Genomic DNA, 16,505 nt, shown 5'->3' on the forward strand with positions numbered 1-16,505 from the left:
GCCCGGGAACGGCCGCGCGAGTTGCGCCGCCGCAGGCCCGGGTTGTCCGAATCGACCGGCGCCACATTCGCATAAGGGACCAAAGCCCTGTCCTGCCGGTGCCCGTAGCTAGGATTGAGCCATGACTTCGCCCGCAATCGCCCCGTCCCGCGCCCGGCTGCTCGAACTGATCATGGAGCTGGCGGTGGTGCGGGGCAAAGTGGTGCTTTCCTCCGGCGCCGAGGCGGATTACTACATTGACCTGCGCCGCGTCACGCTGCAGCACGAAGCGTCGGTGCTGGTCGGTGACGTGATGCTGGAACTGCTGGACAGCGCGGGCATTGAGTTCACCAACGCCGGCGGACTGACCATGGGCGCGGACCCGGTGGGCACCGCCGTTATGCATGCGGCCACCCGCGCCGGCCGCGCCGTGGACGCCTTTGTTGTCCGCAAGGCACAGAAGTCCTACGGCATGGGCCGCCAGGTGGAAGGCCCCGACGTCGCCGGCCGCAACGTGGTGGTCCTGGAAGACACGTCCACTACCGGCGGGTCGGCGCTGACCGCCGTCGAGGGCGTGCGCAACGCCGGAGGCAACGTGGTGGCCGTGGCAGTGATCGTGGACCGGGACACCGGAGCGAAGGAACGCATCGAGGCCGAGGCTGGCGTTCCCTATCTGTTTGCGTTCGGCAAGGATGAGCTCGGGCTCGGATAGCCGCAGCAACCGCCGCGGCACCGGTTCGATGGAACCGGCACCTCCCGATCCGAGGGAACTCCTTCGGACCACGGCAGACCTGCACCGGGTATCCCGGCGCCGCTTCCTGGCCGGTTCGCTGGCGGGGATTGTGCTCAGCACCGATCTTGTGGTCACCGACCGCGTCCAGCACTACCGTGAAGAGCTGGAAATCCTGCGCGTGCCCGACGACGACGCCGAACGCCGGTTTCCGCATGCCATGTGGTTCCTGTTCCCCGGCTACAAGACCAGCTGGGAGGAAACCGGCTGGCTCCTGCGCTCCCTGCGCCCGGCCCTGGCCACGCGGGGACAGCTCGCCGGGATCGGGTATTCCAACAGGGGTTTGAAGGTCCCGGCAATCCTGGAGGCGGTGCATGCATCCATCCGGGAACACTCGCTGACGCGTGTCTACTTCTACGGGCACAGCTTCGGCGGGATGCTGGCGGTGCAGGTGGCCGCCGGGCTGGCCAGCCGGGGCGTCGCCGTCGACCTGATTGTCCTGGACTCCAGCCCGTCGGGCCGGAATGCCGTCCGCGACCAGGCCATGTTCAAGGGAGCGGTGTTCCTGTACGACAACGGCTACCGGATCACCACCGGGCTGCGCGGCGGTTACGAACTGGGGGAGCGCATGCTGCACAGGAATGAACGGTCCTGGCGGACGGTCGCGGAACAAACCCTGGAACAGCTTTCGCCGCTGGCCCCGTCCAGCCGGCTTATCCAGTCCCAGGCGTCCTACATCTACCACTTCACGGCTCCCCGGTTTTCGGGATCGCTGGGCGGGACGAAGCTGGCATTCATCGGAAACCCGGAGGACCAAACGGTGGACTACGGCACGGCCCGGGCCGGCTGGGAGGCAGCGTTCCCGGAGAACCTGCTGACCAGCTCGCTGGTCACCGAAGGAGCCCGTCCGGCCCACGCCAGCCCGCAGTGGAACCCCGCGGTCTATGAGGACATAGTGCTGGAAGTGCACCGCTCTTCGACCCGCCAGGACCCTCGGGAGGTCTCCGGGCGGAGGAATAACCCCGCCCGGCCAGGTTCCGGGAGTCCTCAGATGGTGTTGATCAGGTCCGCGACGGAGTTCATGATCTGCGTGGGCCGGAACGGATACCGGTTGATGTCCTCGCGCTGGGTGATGCCGCTGAGCACCAGCACCGTGTGCAGTCCCGCCTCGATGCCTGCCACGATGTCGGTATCCATCCGGTCGCCGATCATGGCCGTGGTTTCGGAGTGGGCGTCGATCTTGCGCATCGCGGACCGGAACATCATCGGGTTCGGCTTGCCGACAATGTAGGGCTCCATCTTGGTGGCCGCCGTGATCAGTGCGGCGATGGCGCCGGTGGCCGGGAGCGGTCCCTCCTGCGAAGGACCCGTGACGTCCGGGTTGGTGGCAATGAAACGGGCGCCGTCCAGGATGAGCCGGATCGCCTTGGTGATGGTGCCAAAGGAATAGGTGCGGGTCTCGCCCAGCACCACATAGTCCGGAGTGGTGTCGGTGAGGATCATGCCTGCCTCATGCAGCGCCGTCGTCAATCCGGCCTCGCCCACCACGAAGCAGCGCCCCGGAGTGCCGGAGTTCTTCACCTGGTCCTTGAGGAACTCTGCCGTGGCCAGCGCGGAGGTCCAGAGGTTTTCTTCCGGCACCTCCAGCCCCGAGGCACGCAGGCGTGCGGCAAGGTCCCGCGGGGTGTAGATGGAGTTGTTGGTCAGCACCAGGAACCGCTTGGAGGTGGAGACCCAGCGCTCAATCAGCTCAGCGGCACCGGGGATGGGGTGGTTTTCGTGAACCAGGACCCCGTCCATGTCCGTCAGCCAGCATTCAATGTTCTCGTTTTCGCCCACGGTCTCCCATTTCTCGCATACTGCATTACTGCCTCGCCTTACAGCGCGCCGCGCGGCCTTGGAACCTGTCCCGGAGGCGCCGGAAGCGGGCGTTGCCAGTCTTTCACCTTAGGCTGGAAGGGTGATAGACAGCCCCGAAGAAGTCAGCAATGACACCGTAGATGAAGCCGCCGCACCGTTGCATCAGGTGGGTGTGGGTCCCTGGGAGGGGCCGCTGCCGGAAGGGGATCACTGGGATCCTGAACTGCTGGCCAACGGGGACGCACGCAACGTGGTGGACGAATACCGTTACTGGAAGCATGACGCGATCGTGGCGGACCTGGACACCCGGCGGCATCCGTTCCACGTGGCCATCGAGAACTGGCAGCACGATTTCAACATCGGCACAGTGGTGCGCACGGCCAACGCCTTTATGGCGAAGGAAGTGCACATCATCGGACGACGCCGGTGGAACCGCCGCGGTGCCATGGTCACCGACCGCTACCAGCACATCCGCAACCACCCCACCGTTGAGGACTTTGTGCAGTGGGCCCGCAGCGAAGGCCTGCACATCATTGGAATCGACAACTTCCCGGACTCGGTGCCGCTGGAAACCTACGAACTCCCGGAAAACTGCGTGCTGGTCTTCGGCCAGGAGGGGCCCGGGCTGAGCCCGGAAGTCCACGCCGCAGCGGACGCCACCCTGTCGATTGCCCAGTTCGGCTCCACCCGTTCCATCAACGCCGGCTCCGCCGCCGCCATCGCGATGCATGGCTGGATCCGCCGGCATGTGTTCGGCCAGAAGGTGGGCTAGCAGCGCACCCCGGAAACCGGCGTCGTAATCCGGCGCCGGTACCTGATGCCGCAGGGACACTTGTGGCTAGGATGTAAGGAGCCAACGAGGGCTGAAGGCCCTGCCGTATCGACCTTGGAGTCAGCATGCCTATTGCAACCCCGGAGATTTATGCCGAGATGATCGACCGAGCCAAGGCAGGGGGCTTCGCGTATCCGGCAGTCAACGTCACCTCCTCGCAGACCCTCAACGCCGCGCTCGCAGGTTTCGCCGAAGCAGGTTCGGACGGCATTGTGCAGGTATCCACCGGCGGTGCGGCCTATTGGTCCGGCGCCTCGGTGAAGAACATGGTCGCCGGTTCCCTCGCGTTCGCTGCCTACGCCAAGGAAGTAGCCAAGAGCTACAACGTGAACATTGCGCTGCACACCGACCACTGCCCCAAGGACAAGCTGGATGACTTTGTCCTGCCGCTGCTGGCCGCCTCCGAAGCTGCCGTGAAGCGCGGCGAGGACCCGATCTTCAACTCGCACATGTGGGACGGCTCGGCCGAGACCCTTGAAGACAACCTGCGCATCGCCCAGGAACTGCTGGCCCGCACGGCGGCCGCCAAGATCATCCTCGAGGTGGAAATCGGCACCGTCGGCGGTGAAGAAGACGGCGTGGAGAACGCCATCAACGACAAGCTCTACACCACGGTCCAGGACGGCATGGCCACCATCGAAGCCCTCGGCGACGGCAGCAAGGGCCGCTACATCACTGCCCTGACCTTCGGCAACGTCCACGGCGTGTACAAGCCCGGCGGCGTGAAGCTGCGCCCGGAAATCCTCAAGGAAATCCAGGACGCGGTGGGCGGCTCCATCGGCAAGGACCGGCCGTTCGACCTGGTCTTCCACGGCGGCTCGGGTTCCTCCGCCCAGGAGATCGCCGACGCCGTCTCCTACGGCGTCGTCAAGATGAACATCGACACCGACACCCAGTACGCCTACACGCGTCCCGTGGCGGACCACATGCTGCGCAATTACGACGGCGTGCTGAAGGTGGACGGCGAAGTGGGCAACAAGAAGCAGTACGATCCGCGCGTCTGGGGTGCAGCCGCTGAAAAGGGCATGGCCGCCCGCGTGGTGGAAGCAGCACAGAACCTCGGATCGGCAGGCAAGGCACTCTAATGTCAGACGAATTCCGCAAGAACCTGCTCGGCCCCGACGCCACCTATCTCCCCGAGGAGACCGACGTCGTCGCCCGCATGGATGCCGGTGACGAACCGGTGGACCTCGCAGCGCAGTTCCCCACTTCCTCGCAGGTGTGGGCCGCGCTCGCGGATGAGGCGTTCGAGGAGGGTCGGAACATCGAGTCCTACGCCTACGCCCGGGTGGGGTACCACCGGGGACTGGATTCCCTGCGCCGTGCCGGCTGGCGCGGCGTCGGCCCCATCCCGTGGTCGCACGTGCCCAACCGCGGTTTCCTGCGCTCGCTGTACGCGCTGGGCCGCGCGGCTGCGGCCATCGGGGAGACCGAGGAAGTGGACCGGATCCGCAAGTTCCTGGACGATTCCGATCCGCAGGCCAAGGCAGCTATCGAAAGCCTGTAGGCTCCTCGGCTTCACCACAACGACGGCGGTTCCCCGGTTTTCCGGGGGCCGCCGTTCTGGCGCCTGCGGTTCCTTTCTGGCCCTGCCGGGATGCCCTTGCGGGGCCGGGCCTCCCGGTACCCGGGTGCACACGCCTACGCTGGAAGCCGCTCGAAAGGTGGACAGCGCATGGAAAAGTTCGACCTGAAACGCTCCTACCCCGAGCTCTATTCGCCCGGCGGCCGGGACTTCACGTTGGTGGACGTGCCGATCATGCACTACCTCGCCGTCGACGGGCACGGTGACCCCAACACCTCGCCCGAATACACCCGGGCCCTTGAGCGCCTCTATCCGGTGGCGTATTCACTGAAGTTCGCCTCGAAGGATGAGCTGGAGGCGGACTTTACGGTCGGCCCGCTGGAAGGTTTGTGGCGTGCCGAGGATCCGGAGGCCTTTAGCCGCCGCGACAAGGGCTCCTGGGACTGGACCATGCTCATTGCGCAGCCGGAGTGGATCACTCCGGAAATGGTGGACGCGGCTGTTGCTTCGGTCGCCGCCAAGAAAGAGGTTCCCGGGCTGGACCAGGTGCGGTTGCTGACGCTCACGGAGGGTCTCGCGGCGCAGATCCTGTACATCGGACCCTACGACGACGAGGGTCCGGTCCTGGCCCGGCTGCACGGCTCCTGGATGCCCGAGCGAGGGCTGACCTTCAACGGCGACCACCACGAGGTGTACCTCAGCGACCCGAGGCGGGCGGCTCCGGAGAAACTACGGACGGTTCTGCGCCAGCCGGTCCGTAGCATCGAACTCTGAGTTAGAGCGGTTTTCGGCCGGCTTCCGACAGGCAGACCAGCGCGGCCAAAAAGTCGATGCCTCATGCCGGGCACTTTTCCGGTCAGCAGGACGGCAGCGCAGCTTCAGGGAACCATCGCGGCGTACACCACGAAGTTGTCGTCGAAGCGGCCCGTTTTGGGATCGTAGCCATCGCAGGTAATCAGGCGGAGTTCCGGCCCGGCAGTGTTGCCGTACACCTGTGACGTGGGGAAGTTGTCCTTGGGATACTGCTCGCCGCTGAGCACCGTGAAAACGGCCGTGCTGCCGTCTTCCCGGACCACCTCAATCCGGTCGCCGGGGGAGAGCCGGCGGAGGTTGGCGAAAATCCCGGGACCACCTCCCTCGGCATTCACATGGCCAAGCAGCACGGCCGGACCCGTTTCGCCCGGGGTTGGGGAATGCTCGTACCAGCCGGCGGGTGAACCCGGTTTGCCCGGAGGGACCTGCAGTGCGCCGTCGTCGTCCAGGCCCAGGCGGATAAGTCTCGACGACGCCCCGATCGAAGGGATGCGCAACGTCGCCGGTGAGGATTCCGGCAGTCCCGCGCTCTGGACGTTCGATGGGGAGGGCGCCGCGGCAGGTGGTAGCGACGGCGACGGCGACGGCGGCGCGGGTACCGGTACGGCCGTTTCCGGGGCGGTCCGTGCAGAGGCAGTTGGAGCCGGGACAAGGGCTGTTGCTGCAGCGTTACGGACGCTTACGGGACCGGCGCTGCCGGCCCCTGCGAGGAGAAGTGCGGCCGCCGCAGCCGCACCAAGGCTTCTGCGGCGGCCGCCCGGAGTTTTCCTCATCTCGATCCGGTCACCGGGATCCGCTTATTCCTGGCCGGCGAGGCGCCGCCGCACCATGAAGGTGCCGCCGGCTGCCGCCGCGAGCACCAGGCCGCCGCCAAGGGCAAGGCCTCCGGCGCCGGATTCCTCCGGCTCCTGCGTGATTCCGGTGTTGGCGCCGCCTGCGGGCACCCTGCCCACCTGGGCGGGCATTTGTTCCACATAAGACGGAATCCAGGTCCCGTCGCTGTCCAGATGCCCCTGCGGCTGGGGCATGGGCCGGGAGGAATCCTCGCATCCGATGCCGTTCATGTTGCGGTCAAGATGTGGGCCATAGCCCGGATCGGTGGAAGGAATGTTGTACGCTCCGGCGGCTGCCGCCTCGGTGCAGTTGGGATACGGCGCCGTATAGGTGCGAGCTGGTTCGTCGGCCAGCGCCGGCGTCGCCGAAAGGAGCCCGAATCCGGTGATGGCCGCCAGTGTGAGGCCGGCTGTCGTCTTTTTCATCTGATTCCCTGCTTTCTGAGTAAAGAAGGGCATCCAGGGGGTGGATGACTCTGAAAGCGTAGGTATCCGGGCAATCGCCCCGCTTCCCCCGGGCAGGAAATTGGGCACGGCAGAGCCGAAATAGTTCGCCGGGGCAAAGGTTGCCCTCACGCAACAGCTTCGGAGACGGAGACTGCGTGCTGGCATCGAATGGTGCCGACTCCCGTCGAATCCCTCCGATATGTCCCAATCCCTGCGGTTTGTCCGGATCCCCTCGCTGCGCGGCGCAGGGATCCGGACAAAGCGCAGGAGCCCGGACAAAGCGCAGGAGCCCGGACAAAGCGCAGGAGCCCGGACAAAGCGCAGGAGCCCGGACAAACGCAGGAGCCCGGACAAAGCGCAGGAGCCCGGACAAAGCGCAGGGATCCGGGACGGGGAGAGACCCCGACAAAGCTCAGGGCAGGATGGTGGTGGTGACGGCAACAATCCGCGGGGCAGCCGGAACGGAACTGAAGCCGAAGTTCACCGGCGGCTGGACCGGCCGCAGCCCGCCCAGATCGGCGCCGTCCCACGCTGCGGTGGCGGACACGAGCGATCGGATGGACCGGACGCCGTAGAACTCCCGCCGGTCGCCGCCCGCCGATCCGGCGGTCTGCACGCCCGGAGCCAGCAGTTTGGCGACGGGATTGATCAGCCGCAGCCACCATGGAGCCACGGCCAGCGGACCCGGCACATGCTCCAATACCCGGCCCAGGAAGGTCACCGGCCCCAGCACGGCCTCAAGCCGCAAGGGTCCCGCGGCCACCCGGAGCGCCTCTCGGGAAAGGACTGCGTCCACGGGCGCCACCACGGTCCGGTCGAAACTGTAGGTTTCGCCGATATACCGGGCCGCCGCGTCGGACGGGGCCAGCAGCGTCCGCACGCCGGCGTCGTCCTCGGCCATCACGTCGGTGAAAGCGCCCAGCGGGGACTCGAGCCAGTGCCCAATCACCAGCCTCGTACCGGAGGCAGTACCCAGCCCTGCAATGTAGCCGCGGAATCGGTCCATCCGGCCACGCTACCTGCGAAGCACCGAAGATAGATGCCCCCGCAGCGTATTTTCAAGTGAGCAACAGCATGATCGGCTAAACTTGGCAGGTAAGAGCCCCGCAACTTGCGCCGAAGTACGCCGTAAGGCAGGAGACGCAGGTTCAGGGGCGTTCTCATGCACGGTAGCGGATCTGCAACCAAGCAGCTCCGTCCCGTATCTAATGGGGGAGGATCCCATGCCAGCTATTGTCATCGTCGGCGCCCAGTGGGGCGACGAAGGTAAAGGTAAGGCCACCGACCTGCTCGGCGGCCGCGTCGATTACGTCGTCAAACCCAACGGCGGAAACAATGCCGGCCACACCGTCGTCGTCGGCGGTGAAAAATACGAACTCAAGCTGCTGCCCGCAGGCATCCTCAGCCCCAACGCGATTCCGGTGATCGGCAACGGCTGCGTGGTGAACCTTGAGGCGCTCTTCGCCGAGATCGACGGCCTCGAATCCCGCGGTGCGGATACGTCCAAGCTCCGGATTTCCGCCAATGCGCACCTGGTGGCCCCGTTCCACCAGGTGATGGACAAGGTCACCGAGCGCTTCCTGGGCAAGCGTGCCATCGGCACCACCGGACGCGGCATCGGCCCGGCCTACATGGACAAGGTGGCCCGGCTGGGTATCCGTGTCCAGGACATCTTTGACGAGTCCATCCTGCGCCAGAAGGTCGAAGGCTCCCTGAAGCAGAAGAACCAGTTGCTGCTGAAGGTCTACAACCGCCGCGATATCGACGCCGAAGAGGTGGTCCAGTACTTCCTCTCCTACGCGGACCGGCTGCGTCCCATGGTCATCGACTCGACCTACGAGCTGAACTCCGCCCTGGACGAGGGCAAGGTCATCCTCATGGAGGGCGGCCAGGCCACGTTCCTGGACGTGGACCACGGCACCTACCCGTTCGTCACGTCCTCCAACCCGACCGCGGGCGGCGCGTCCGTGGGCTCGGGTATCGGCCCCACCCGGATCACCCGTTCCGTGGGCATCATCAAGGCCTACACCACCCGTGTCGGTGCCGGCCCGTTCCCCACCGAACTGTTTGATGACATGGGCCTGTACCTGCAGAAGACCGGCGGCGAGTTCGGCGTGAACACCGGCCGCCCGCGCCGCTGCGGCTGGTACGACGCCGTCCTGGCCCGCCACGCTTCCCGCGTCAACGGCTTCACGGACTACTTCGTGACCAAGCTGGATGTCCTGACCGGCATCGAGAAGATCCCGGTGTGCGTGGCCTACGACGTCGACGGCGTGCGGTTCGACGAGATGCCGATGACGCAGACCGACTTCCACCACGCCAAGCCGATCTTCGAGTACTTTGACGGCTGGACCGAGGACATCACCGGGGCCAAGACCCTTGAGGACCTCCCGGACAACGCCCGGAACTACGTGCTGGCGCTGGAAAAGATGTCCGGCACGCGCTTCTCCGCCATCGGCGTGGGCCCGGACCGCGACCAGACCATCGTGGTGCGGGACCTCATCAACGAGTAAAGCCACCACGCACGGAAGGCCCCGCAGTCCTTGAGGCTGGGGGCCTTCCGTGTGCCTACCGGGCGGCCTGCGGATCCGGGGCCGCTTCGGAGCGGCTCAGCACGCAGAACTCGTTGCCCTCCGGATCGGCCAGCACCACCCAGTCCACCTCGGTTCCCTGCCCCACGTCGGTCCAGACCGCGCCCAGTGCGAGCAGCCGTTCCACTTCCTGGTCCTGGGTACTGCCGTGCGCTGCACGCAGGTCCAAGTGCAGCCGGTTCTTGACCGTCTTACTCTCGGGCACGGGGATGATGTCGATGTCCGGACCGGCCCTGCCGTCAGCCCGAACCAGCGAAACGACGTCGGCGTCGTTGGTTTCCGCAATCCGGTAGCCCAGCGCCTGGGTCCAGAACTCCGCCAGCCGCGGCGGATCTGCCGCGTCGAGGGCAATGGATGAGATGACAAGGGCCATGGAGTTCTCCTGTCCGGCGAGGGAAATGATTCCCGAAGCTAACAGGGGCCGGGACACCGGTCAACGGCCGGATTCCCGCGCCGGAACCGGTGCGGTCGGTGCCCGGCTACCAGCGGTTCCGGGCCTCCTCGATCCAGCCGCCAAGCCCGTCCAGGGAATACTCCGTGCCGTCCGGGGTGCGCGCAGCGCCGGTCCACGTGCCGAAGGCCTGCCAGGTCCGGGCGCTGATCACGACGGCGTTCGTTGCCGCGGTGCGACGGTGGAACGGGGTGAGGGTGGCGTCGATCCACGGTCCATGCACCCGCCAGGTCGACGCCGGATCGGCGAGGTCGTACTCGAACTCCAGTTCGCCGTCGTAATGGTGCAGCTGCCCGTCCACGATCAGGGCGTTCTCCGTGGCCGGCGTGTTGGCGGTCCACTTCCCGCCGACCTGCAGTCCCAGCCGGGTACCGTCCACCGTGCCCGAGCCGACCCCCCAGTTCCAGCGCTGCGAGTACGGCCAGCGTCCGCGGCCGCGGTCCAGCACGGCAAACGAATCTTCTCCGCCGACCGGATACTCGCGCCCGTCCACGGTGACGGTGCCCGAAACCCGGCGGGCTACGTCCTTCAGCGTGTACTGGTAACGGCTTGCTGACCACGGCACCACCACGCCGAGGACATCCCCGTCCGCTTCGGCGAACAGGTCCGCGGTGATCCGCGGCGACGAGGCCTGCAGGCGGGTGCCGCCGTCGGCATCGTGGAAACGCAGGCCGGCACCGCCAAAGGCGCCGAAGGCAGTGAGCGGAGGCAGCGTATCCGGCAGGGAGACGTCCGCGTAGGAGGGCAGGATCTTCAGCGGCTCCAGGCTGGTCTCCCGGCCCGTGCCGCGTTCGAACACGTAGAGCTGCAGGGTGGAGGCGTAATCCAGGTGGGCAATGGTCAGGCCGACGGCAAGCTCGGGCGTGAGGATGCCCCAGTACTCCCAGCGCTTGGTCCGCCAGCCGCCTTTGGCGCCGGAGGGGACCACGGGACGGTGCAGGGCGCGGCGGGCAAAGCCCACGGCGGCCGGATTGAGCACCCCGGCAGGTGAGCCGAGGTCAACGGGGGCGGTGATTTCATCCATGCCGCCCAAGTCTAGGGCGAGCGTAGGGTGAAGACGTGCCGGAACGCCGCCGCAGATAGTGTCGGGTGTCCCGATCCGGCCGGGAAAGGCAGACATGACCAGCACAGCTACGGCCGCCGTCCTGCGCGGCACCAACCGGCCCTTCGAACTTGCAGAAGTGACGCTGGATGATCCCCGTCCGGACGAGGTACTGGTCCGGGTGGTGGCCAGCGGAGTCTGCGGCACCGACCTGGGTGTGCAGGCAGGCCACATTCCTTTTCCGCTGCCCGGTGTCCTTGGCCACGAAGGTGCCGGCGTGGTGGAAGCCGTGGGAAGTGCCGTGACTTCGGTGCAGCCCGGAGACCACGTCCTGCTGACCTTCACCAGCTGCGGAGTGTGCCGCAACTGCCGCAGTGCCCACCCTGCGTACTGCGTTGAATTCCTGTCCCGCAACCTCCTCGGCGGGGAACGCGCGGACGGCAGCTCCACCCTTTCGGAAAACGGCACCGACCTGCACGGGCACTTCTTCGCCCAGTCATCCTTCTCCAACCTGGTCCTGGCGGACGAACGCGGCGTAACCAAGGTGGATCCGGCCGCGGATCTATCCCTGCTGGCACCGCTGGGCTGCGGCATCCAGACCGGCGCCGGAGCCGTGCTGAACGTCCTGAAGCCCGAGCCGGGATCCGTTCTGGCCGTGTTCGGCGCCGGCCCCGTAGGCCTGGCCGCCGTAATGGCCGCCGCCCTGTCCCCGGCCACGCGCATTATCGTTATGGACCTGGTGGATTCCCGGCTGGAACTGGCCCGGGAACTGGGGGCCACCGACGTCGTGAACTCCGGGAACACCGACGCCGTCCAGGCGCTGATGGAACTGACCGGCGGCCAGGGCGTCACCCACGCCTTGGAAACCACCGGCAGCGTCAAGGTGGCGGAAACCGCCGCCTCGGTGCTGGCACCGCTGGGCAAGCTCGGACTGATCGGTGCACCCGCCGCGGGCAGCACCATGAGCCTGGACGTGAACTTCATGCTCAACGGGCGCCAGATCCTGGGAATTACCGAGGGGGATTCCAACCCGCAGCTGTTCCTGCCGGCGCTGGTGGACCTGGTGCAGCAGGGCCGGTTCCCGCTGGAAAAGATGATCACCCGGTACTCGTTCCGGGACATCAATGAGGCGGCCGCGGCAGCCAAGAGCGGAAGCGTCCTGAAACCCGTCCTCCACTTCGAGGACCTGGTCTAGGCTGGGGGCAAGCGAGCTCGAAACGAAGGTGGTCGAAAGTGTTAGTCAGCGTCGGTCAGTTCAGCCCCGCCGGTGAGGTCCGGGAGAACCTGGACACCATGCGCTCCCTGGCCGGCAAGGCCCGCGCCGAGGGGTCCGAGCTGATCATCTTCCCCGAAGAATCCATGTTCAGCATCGGCAAGGTGGAAGGATCGCTGGCCGCCGCCGTCGACGCCTCCTGGACCACTTTCGTCTCCCAGCTGTCCCTGCTTGCCGCCGAGCTCGGGATCGCGGTGATCGCCGGCGGCTACGAGTCCAGCGGTGAGGAACGGCCCTTCAACACCCTGGTCCTCATCGATGCGACCGGACGGATTGTGGACACCTACCGCAAGCTGCACCTCTACGACGCGTTCTCCTACGCCGAATCGACCCGGATCAAACCGGGCGACGGCGGTGTGAAGGTTATGCAGGTAGGTGATCTCCGGGTGGGTGTCATGACCTGCTATGACCTGCGCTTCCCGGAACTGGCCAGGGCGCTCGCCGACTTGGACGCAGATCTGCTGGCTGTGCCGGCGGCCTGGTTCAAGGGCGAGCACAAGATCGACCACTGGGAAACCCTGCTCAAGGCCCGTGCCATCGAGAACACGCTGTGGGTTGCCGCGGCGGGAACATCCAGCCGGCATACCGTGGGCCACTCCGTCATTTTGGACCCCATGGGAGTGCCTCAGGCGGCGCTCGAGGAAGAGCGTGAGGCGGTAGTGACGGCGGACGTCACCCGTCAGCGGATCGACGACGTCCGCCAGTTCCTGCCGGTGTTGAAGAACCGCCGTTTTGCCGGAAATGCGCGGATTGTGGAGGCGCACTAGGCCCGGGAGGCCGGCGCTGAAAAGATTTTCCGCGAGGTGCGTAACCTTTTCCTACCCGTTCCCGATTACTTGTTTGTAACGGCCGCGCCGAGGCTTATCCCCCCAACGAGCATCGGTGCGGCCGTTGCACGCATGCCTACGGCGGCGGACACGGTAGCATTTGGACCACTCCCGCTTCCCAGGAAAGTGAATCCGCCGTGCCTGCACCGCTTACCGAGCAAACGCTCCGTGATGCCCGTGCCCGAAAACCGGCGGCTTTGCGGGAAATCTACGACGACTTCGCGCCCGGCATCCTCGGCTACCTCCGCTCCAAGGGGTGCGACGACCCCGAAGCACTCACGCAGGAAGTCTTCCTGACTCTGTTCTCCAAGCTGGACACGCTTAACGGAGGCCTCCGCGGCGCTCGAACCTTCGCTTTCTCCGTTGCCCACGCCCGCATGGTGGACGACGTTCGACGGCGCGAGCGCGAGCCGGTGATGGCAGTGTTCGATCCGGAGCTGGACCGCCGTGAAACAGAATCCGCCGAGGAAAGCGTGCTCGGCACCGATGCCGGAGCCGCAGCGCTGCTGGAGGGGCTCACGGCGCAGCAAAAGGAAGTCCTGCTGCTGCGTGTGGTGGCTGATCTTTCCATTGATGAATCGGCGAAGATCATGGGACGCAGTGCCGGAGCGGTCAAGCAGCTTCAGCGCCGCGCACTGGGCGTACTCAAGAACCAACTCGAACGGAAGGAGGTACCGGACAATGAACGAGCATCCTGAAGCGCAGGACACGCTTCATGTCCGCGGCCTCCTGGCGGAATCCGGCGTAGCGGAGTCTCCCGACCTGGTTGAGCAGCTGCTCGCGCTGCGCATGCAGTCCCGCGTGCCCGCGCCGGAACCGGACGGAGAGCTGGCTGCCCTGTTTGCCGGGACCCCCGTCCCGCTTCGCCCCCGGCGCGGCCGCGGCCGCGGCGTGATTCTCGGGGCAGCCCTGATCGGGGCCATGGCCGTCGGTGCAGGCGGCGTGGCGGCCAACCCTGACTTCCTGATCCGGGCGGATCCGACTCCCGAGGTCACCTTCACGCCGGAAGCGCCCACGCTGGAACGAGCCGAGCCCGCTGCCCCGGAGGCCGTCACGGATCCGCTGGCCCCTGCTGATGTTCCGGCGCCGGAGCCCGCCCCGGTCGTGGAAGCCGTCCCGGTACCTGCGCCGGTCCCCGAGCCGGAACCGGAACCGGAGCAGGCTATCGTCCCCGCTCCGGGCGTGGAGCCGGGCAACCCTCCCCTTCCCGGCGTTGGGGGCGGCAAAGCAGTTGTTCCGGACCCGCCTCGCGGCGATGACCTGCACGGGAACCCCAATGCCGCCGGCCGGGGACAGGACTCCAAGCGCGCCGGAGCGGATCCCGCCGGTGACCGTGGAGCATCACGCCAGGACTCGGGCCCGGGAAATGGCCGGGGCAAAGGCGCGTCCAACTCCCACGGCCACGGCCAGTCCGGCCGGGGCCGCTAGGAATTCAGTGCCGGCCCGGTCACTGCGCGGTCAGCTGCCGCTTGGCGGAGATCACCCCGGTATTAAAGCCGGCCAGGTTCAAGCCGCCGTGGAAGCGCGCATGCTCGATCTTGATGCAGCGGTCCATCACCACCTTTAATCCGGATTGTTCGGCGTCCCGGGCCACCTGCTCGTGCCAGGATCCCAGTTGCAGCCACAGTGTTTTCGCGCCGGCCGTCCGGGCCTCGGCCAGCACTGCGGGCAGGTCCTCGTGGCGGCGGAACACGTCCACAATGTCCGGCACCTCCGGGAGGTCCGCCAGCGAGGGATACACCGGCCGGCCCAGGATCTCCTTCGCTGCCGGGTTCACGAAATAGACCCGGTACCGCGAGGAGGAGAGGAGATAGGTGGCAACGAAGTAGGACGCCCGGGAGGCCTTGGCAGACGCGCCGACAATGGCGATGGATTCGGCCGAGCGCAGCAACGCCAGCCGTTCCGGTGCCGTTGGTCCAGTCCAGGAACGTTGTGCGGCGGTGTCAGCGGACATGGGCGGCCTCCTCGAGGGCGGGTGCGGCGGTGGAAACTCTCCGGCTGCCTGCGCCCCCGCAGGCCACCGACAATGCCTGGTCCAGGTCCCAGAGAATGTCCTCCAGGTCCTCAAGGCCCACGGAAATCCGGATCAGGTCCTCGGGTACTCCTGCACTGCGAAGCTGCTCCGGCGAGAGCTGTTGGTGCGTGGTGGACCCGGGATGGATCACGAGCGTGCGGGAATCGCCCACGTTCGCCAGATGCGAGGCCAGCTGGAGCGCCTCGATGAACGCCTGCCCCGCGGCACGTCCGCCCCGGACGCCGAAGCTGAATACCGATCCGGGTCCCTTGGGCAGATACTTCCGGGCCCGCTCGTAATGCGGATGTGAGGGCAGTCCTGCGTAACTGACCCAGGACACCCGGGGATCCGCGTCCAGCCATTCAGCCACCGCCTGGGCGTTGCGCAGGTGCTCATCCAGCCGCTGCGCCAGCGTCTCCACTCCCTGCAGGAGGGCAAAAGCCGAGGTGGCGCTGAGGGAGGGTCCGATGTCCCTCAGCTGTTCGGAGCGCAGCTTGGTCAGGAACCCGTATTCGCCGAAATTCCCCCACCAGGAGATGTTTCCGTAGCTGGGTACCGGTTCCGTCATAGCCGGGAATTTACCGTTGCCCCAGTCGAACCGGCCGCTCTCCACCACGACGCCGCCCAGGGTGGTGCCGTGTCCGCCCAGGAACTTGGTGGCGGAATGGATGACGATGTCCGCGCCGTGGGTGAAGGGCTGGACCAGATAGGGGGTGCTGAGGGTGGCGTCGAGGATCAGCGGCACCCCGGCGTCGTGCGCCACCCGGGCCAGTGCCTCGATGTCCGTCACTTCGCCGCTGGGATTGGCCACCACCTCGGCGTAGACGGCCTTGGTGTTTTCCTGCACGGCCGCGGCGTAGTCCGCCGGATCGGTGCCGGCCACAAAGGTGGTGTCAATCCCGAACCGGCGCAGGGTCACGTCCAGCTGGGTGAAGGTGCCGCCGTACAGCTGGGCCGACGCCACGATGTGGTCCCCGGCGGAGCAGAGCGCGGCGAAGGTGATGAATTCCGCGGACATGCCCGACGCCGTCGCCACCGCCCCGATTCCGCCCTCCAGTGATGCGATGCGTTCCTCGAAGGCCGCCACCGTGGGGTTGCCGATCCGTGAGTAGATGCTGCCGTACTTCTGCAGCGAGAACAGATTCGCGGCGTCGTCCGTGTCCTTGAAGACAAACGAGGTCGACTGGTAGATGGGAACGGCGCGCGCGCCGTGCAGGGCATCGGGGGTTCCGCCGGCGTGCAGGGCACGCGTGCGGAAACCGAACTGGTGTTCACTCATATGCTGAGT

18 protein-coding genes and 1 pseudogene are annotated in these 16,505 nt (G+C 66.6%); 11 read left to right on the top strand and 8 right to left on the bottom strand.

Features of this window, described 5'->3' with window-relative positions; translation table 11 throughout:
* Positions 1–121: 121 nt before the first annotated feature.
* Together pyrE and N2L00_RS00840 are read left to right on the top strand one after the other, a co-directional pair.
* Positions 122–691, top strand: coding sequence for an orotate phosphoribosyltransferase (gene pyrE / locus N2L00_RS00835; RefSeq protein WP_255765645.1), 570 nt, complete (start codon positions 122–124; stop codon positions 689–691).
* Between the two features lie 238 nt (positions 692–929).
* Positions 930–1,472 (top strand): annotated as a pseudogene (locus N2L00_RS00840) (alpha/beta fold hydrolase); the annotation flags it as partial.
* Positions 1,473–1,756: 284 nt separating this feature from the next.
* On the opposite strand, the gene N2L00_RS00845 reads toward N2L00_RS00840, so the two are convergent.
* On the bottom strand, positions 1,757–2,509 hold the full coding sequence (locus tag N2L00_RS00845) for an HAD-IIA family hydrolase (RefSeq protein WP_255765754.1): 753 nt from the start codon (positions 2,507–2,509) through the stop codon (positions 1,757–1,759).
* Positions 2,510–2,672: 163 nt separating this feature from the next.
* Between N2L00_RS00845 and N2L00_RS00850 the strand changes: the two genes are divergently transcribed.
* From N2L00_RS00850 to N2L00_RS00865, 4 genes are all read left to right on the top strand, one after another.
* The gene (locus tag N2L00_RS00850; protein ID WP_255765755.1) at positions 2,673–3,341 is read left to right on the top strand and encodes an RNA methyltransferase; all 669 of its coding nucleotides are present in this window, start codon (positions 2,673–2,675) and stop codon (positions 3,339–3,341) included.
* Positions 3,342–3,466: 125 nt separating this feature from the next.
* Positions 3,467–4,486 carry a class II fructose-bisphosphate aldolase gene (gene fbaA, locus N2L00_RS00855; protein WP_227920761.1) on the top strand — a complete coding sequence of 340 codons (1,020 nt, stop codon included), beginning with the start codon at positions 3,467–3,469 and terminating at the stop codon, positions 4,484–4,486.
* Positions 4,486–4,908: a DUF3151 domain-containing protein gene (locus N2L00_RS00860; protein WP_255765647.1), complete on the top strand. Its 423-nt coding sequence runs from the start codon at positions 4,486–4,488 to the stop codon at positions 4,906–4,908. The genes fbaA and N2L00_RS00860 overlap by 1 nt, the downstream gene beginning before the upstream one ends.
* Before the next feature lie 168 nt (positions 4,909–5,076).
* Positions 5,077–5,700: a GyrI-like domain-containing protein gene (locus N2L00_RS00865; RefSeq protein ID WP_255862151.1), complete on the top strand. Its 624-nt coding sequence runs from the start codon at positions 5,077–5,079 to the stop codon at positions 5,698–5,700.
* 104 nt (positions 5,701–5,804) lie between these two features.
* Here N2L00_RS00865 and N2L00_RS00870 read toward each other — a convergent pair whose 3' ends face one another.
* The 3 genes from N2L00_RS00870 to N2L00_RS00880 all read right to left on the bottom strand — a co-directional run bounded on the left by N2L00_RS00870 (position 5,805) and on the right by N2L00_RS00880 (position 8,025).
* Positions 5,805–6,260 carry a class F sortase gene (locus N2L00_RS00870; RefSeq protein WP_255862786.1) on the bottom strand — a complete coding sequence of 152 codons (456 nt, stop codon included), beginning with the start codon at positions 6,258–6,260 and terminating at the stop codon, positions 5,805–5,807.
* Between the two features lie 276 nt (positions 6,261–6,536).
* The gene (locus N2L00_RS00875; protein WP_255862150.1) at positions 6,537–6,998 is read right to left on the bottom strand and encodes an excalibur calcium-binding domain-containing protein; all 462 of its coding nucleotides are present in this window, start codon (positions 6,996–6,998) and stop codon (positions 6,537–6,539) included.
* 433 nt (positions 6,999–7,431) lie between these two features.
* Positions 7,432–8,025, bottom strand: a complete 594-nt coding sequence (locus N2L00_RS00880; protein ID WP_255862149.1) for a hypothetical protein — start codon at positions 8,023–8,025, stop codon at positions 7,432–7,434.
* Positions 8,026–8,242: 217 nt separating this feature from the next.
* On the opposite strand from N2L00_RS00880, the gene N2L00_RS00885 reads away from it, so the two are divergent.
* Positions 8,243–9,532: an adenylosuccinate synthase gene (locus tag N2L00_RS00885; protein ID WP_227920787.1), complete on the top strand. Its 1,290-nt coding sequence runs from the start codon at positions 8,243–8,245 to the stop codon at positions 9,530–9,532.
* 55 nt (positions 9,533–9,587) lie between these two features.
* Here the strand turns inward: N2L00_RS00885 and N2L00_RS00890 are convergent, their stop codons facing one another.
* Together N2L00_RS00890 and N2L00_RS00895 are read right to left on the bottom strand one after the other, a co-directional pair.
* Positions 9,588–9,983 carry a VOC family protein gene (locus N2L00_RS00890; RefSeq protein ID WP_255862148.1) on the bottom strand — a complete coding sequence of 132 codons (396 nt, stop codon included), beginning with the start codon at positions 9,981–9,983 and terminating at the stop codon, positions 9,588–9,590.
* A 106-nt stretch (positions 9,984–10,089) separates the two neighbouring features.
* Positions 10,090–11,085 (bottom strand): DUF2804 domain-containing protein, encoded by a 996-nt coding sequence (locus N2L00_RS00895; RefSeq protein WP_255862147.1) that lies wholly within the window; start codon positions 11,083–11,085, stop codon positions 10,090–10,092.
* Positions 11,086–11,179: 94 nt separating this feature from the next.
* Between N2L00_RS00895 and N2L00_RS00900 the strand changes: the two genes are divergently transcribed.
* From N2L00_RS00900 to N2L00_RS00915, 4 genes are all read left to right on the top strand, one after another.
* Positions 11,180–12,298, top strand: a complete 1,119-nt coding sequence (locus N2L00_RS00900; protein ID WP_255862146.1) for an NAD(P)-dependent alcohol dehydrogenase — start codon at positions 11,180–11,182, stop codon at positions 12,296–12,298.
* Positions 12,299–12,336: 38 nt separating this feature from the next.
* Positions 12,337–13,143: a carbon-nitrogen hydrolase family protein gene (locus tag N2L00_RS00905; protein ID WP_255765654.1), complete on the top strand. Its 807-nt coding sequence runs from the start codon at positions 12,337–12,339 to the stop codon at positions 13,141–13,143.
* A gap of 197 nt (positions 13,144–13,340) precedes the next feature.
* A complete protein-coding gene (locus tag N2L00_RS00910) occupies positions 13,341–13,901 on the top strand; it encodes an RNA polymerase sigma factor (RefSeq protein WP_255765655.1) in 561 nt (186 codons plus the stop codon).
* Positions 13,885–14,631 carry a hypothetical protein gene (locus N2L00_RS00915; RefSeq protein WP_255862145.1) on the top strand — a complete coding sequence of 249 codons (747 nt, stop codon included), beginning with the start codon at positions 13,885–13,887 and terminating at the stop codon, positions 14,629–14,631. Before N2L00_RS00910 ends, N2L00_RS00915 begins: the two co-directional genes overlap by 17 nt.
* A gap of 19 nt (positions 14,632–14,650) precedes the next feature.
* Here the strand turns inward: N2L00_RS00915 and N2L00_RS00920 are convergent, their stop codons facing one another.
* Positions 14,651–15,157 (bottom strand): CoA-binding protein, encoded by a 507-nt coding sequence (locus N2L00_RS00920; RefSeq protein ID WP_255862144.1) that lies wholly within the window; start codon positions 15,155–15,157, stop codon positions 14,651–14,653.
* Entirely contained in the window at positions 15,147–16,496 is a 1,350-nt protein-coding gene (locus N2L00_RS00925; protein WP_255862143.1) for an O-acetylhomoserine aminocarboxypropyltransferase/cysteine synthase family protein, read from the bottom strand. The genes N2L00_RS00920 and N2L00_RS00925 overlap by 11 nt, the downstream gene beginning before the upstream one ends.
* Positions 16,497–16,505: the final 9 nt, after the last annotated feature.

The organism is Arthrobacter sp. zg-Y1171 (genome assembly GCF_025244845.1).
Classification (GTDB): domain Bacteria; phylum Actinomycetota; class Actinomycetes; order Actinomycetales; family Micrococcaceae; genus Arthrobacter_B.